This window comes from Microcystis sp. M090S1 (assembly GCF_020246295.1).
Classification (GTDB): Bacteria; Cyanobacteriota; Cyanobacteriia; order Cyanobacteriales; family Microcystaceae; genus Microcystis; species Microcystis aeruginosa.
The window spans coordinates 1-2,880 of sequence record NZ_JADBTF010000389.1; the positions used below are offsets into that span (position 1 = coordinate 1).

The following is a 2,880-nucleotide window of genomic DNA, read 5'->3' on the forward strand; positions in this document are numbered from 1 at the left end:
CGAGATTATTCAGCTAATCTTAGCACCAGAGAAAAAAGCACCAAAACTAGCAAGAAATCTTGCCGAAAAAATCGAACAAGAAACAAACACCGAACTGAGAGATAACGTAGTAGAATTCATAGAAGCAGTATTAGTATACAAATTCCCAAAATTAACCAGACAAGAGGTTGAAGCCATGTTTAGTCATAGCGATCTAAAGAAAACCCGCGTCTACCAAGACGCAATGCTAGAAGGCGTGCAAATTGGCAAGCAAGAGGGTTTGCAAATTGGCAAGCAAGAGGGTTTACAAATTGGCAAGCAAGAGGGTTTACAGAGACAGGTTGCAATGCTACTACGCCAACTAACTCGCAAATTTGGCAAAATATCCCCCAGAATAAAATCTCAGATTTCTAAATTGTCTGTCGCACAGCTAGAAGATTTAGCCGAAGCAATCTTTGACTTGCAATCATCTGCCGATTTAAGCGCTTGGATAAAAAAACAGTTGGCACGTTAAATCGGATGACTGTTAACGCTCAAGGTAATAAGCGGGTGGACTATACATACAATGCCATTAGCCAAGTCATCACCAAATATCGATACAGTGGCAATAATCTCGTTGCTGAGACAAATCACATTTACGACCAGAGCGATCGCCTCACCAATATTACTCACAGCAATGGAACTGGTGCGAATATCATCGCATCCTACAGTCAAACCTATGATCAAGGCGACAGAATCACGGGTGTCACTAGCAATGATGGAAGTTCTAGTTATACCTATGACAACACCAATCAGCTAATTTCGGGTGAATATGATTTTCAAGACAATGAGAGTTATAGCTATGACAGCAATGGTAATCGCACTAATGATGGCTATGTCACGGGTGTAAATAATCAACTCTTGGAAGACAATAAATATCTGTATGAGTATGACCTTGTGGGAAATCGCACCAAGCGCACTGACAAATCGACTAATGAGGTGATGGAATATCGTTGGGATATTAGAGATAGGTTGACGGGTATCACCGTTAAGAATGATCTTGGTGAGATTATCAGAACTGCTGAATATACATACGATGTCTACAATCAGCGTATTGCCAAGACAGTTGATACAGATGGCGATGGTTCTCTTGCTGCGGTGACGGAGAGATTTGTCTATGGCAATGACCAGAACATCGCTTTAGTGTTTGACGAGAATGGGAATGTCAATCATCGATATCTGTTTGGTAATGGCATTGACCAGATTGAGGCGGATGAGAGTAATGGCAATGTTCTCTGGGCTTTGACTGACCATCTTGGCAGTGTGAGGGATGTCGTTGATGATTCGGGTACGGTGCTGAATCATGTTGTTTATGATGCGTTTGGTGGCGTGACTAGTCAGACTGATGAGTCGGTGGTGTTTAGGTATGGCTATACGGCAAGGGAGTTGGATGCTGAGAGTGGGTTGCAGTATAACCGTGCGAGATATTTAGATTCCTTTACTGGTAAGTTTATCTCTGAAGATCCGATTAGTTTCAAAGGTGGTGATTCTAATCTCTATCGCTATGTGTTCAATAGTCCGACTAACTTTCTAGATTCTTCAGGAAATTTTGCAATACCTCTTGTTCCTGTGGCTGTGGGAGGATTATTCTTTATTGGCGCGGCTGCACTACTTTATTGGCAAAACCAACAAAATTCGGTTAATCCATTCATAGATAAACCAGAACCTCTAGATCCAAGACCTTCAGCCTTTCCCAATCCAACTCAATCAGAAATTGATTCTCCTTTCCCAAAACCCCAACCTACTTCTACCTTTGACCCAAATGCAAATAATCGCGGCAAAGATTTTGGAGATATTGGTAAAATATGTCGTAACCTTGGGTTTCCCTTAGATCGCCCTCTATTTCCTCCATTTTTAGCAATTACAAATAAAGAAGCAAGAGACCTTGCAAATGATTTAGGTTATAAGGAGACAAAAGATTATCCTTTTAATGCTAAAGGAAGACCTGTATTTAAAAAAGGCGAAACATATATAACACCTGACATTGATCAGCACAATGGAGGTGTTTGGAAAAAATTTAATAGTAAAGGTAAAAGAGTAGGGACTTACAATGATAATCTAACTGAAAAAATTGGAGATTAAAATGTCTAAATTCTCAATAGATTTCTTACCTGAAGTATATCAAGAAAGTGAATATATAGGGCAGTTTGGTATAATAGCGCTCGGAGAATTTTCCGAAAAATTTATCTCATCTCTAAGTGATTGGAATATGGAAAGGTATACAAAACATTGGATGAAGTCAAGCTCAAGAATTTTATTCCATTCTGATAGAACACTTTTTATTACAAGTATTATTGACGACCCATTTGACTATCAATTGGAGTGCTGGGTTGCATATAAAGTTGGAGAAATAGCTTATATTCAAAATGAACTAATTATTCCAGAGACATGTTATATTCCAAATGGCTTTAATTCAGAAGATCTATATTCTTATATTAGAGACAAAGAGATTTGTTCTGATGATGGCAATAAAATATCTGAGTGGGTAGTACCGTTACAATGGATTGAAGATTATTATTTGAGGTTATTAATCAGCCCAAATAGAGAGAATTCCGATCGCATAATCCCGTAGTCTATTAACAAAAGGCAATACACCTCATATTCAACATGGTCTGCCATCATGCTATAGCAATGTAAGCTTTGCTTAGGACATAAAACCCAAAAGATGGCAGAGCGAAGCTCTGCCATCTTTTGGGTTTTGAATTGTCCTATCTATCTCTTACGTTGCTATATGATTCCCAGTCATGAGAACTGATACGTTGTTTTTTCAACTATTCCAAACCTTCCACACCCTACTATTCGAGCTAATCGATCGCCCGATCGCAGAAGCAGAAGGATACAAATTTACCTCAGCCGAGATCA

Annotated in this window: 4 protein-coding genes; all 4 read left to right on the plus strand. The window is 39.1% G+C overall.

All coding sequences use genetic code 11. The annotated features are described in order from the left end of the window. Positions 1-493: DUF4351 domain-containing protein (locus IM477_RS17110; RefSeq protein ID WP_287732770.1), on the plus strand; the 493-nt coding region annotated here is incomplete at its 5' end. Next, positions 466-2,100, plus strand: coding sequence for a toxin C-terminal domain-containing protein (locus tag IM477_RS17115; RefSeq protein WP_287732771.1), 1,635 nt, complete (start codon positions 466-468; stop codon positions 2,098-2,100). The genes IM477_RS17110 and IM477_RS17115, both read left to right, overlap by 28 nt. 1 nt (position 2,101) lies before the next feature. After that, on the plus strand, positions 2,102-2,590 hold the full coding sequence (locus IM477_RS17120) for a hypothetical protein (RefSeq protein WP_287732772.1): 489 nt from the start codon (positions 2,102-2,104) through the stop codon (positions 2,588-2,590). A 172-nt stretch (positions 2,591-2,762) separates the two neighbouring features. Further along, positions 2,763-2,880: DUF2887 domain-containing protein (locus IM477_RS23185; RefSeq protein WP_353845557.1), on the plus strand; the 118-nt coding region annotated here is incomplete at its 3' end.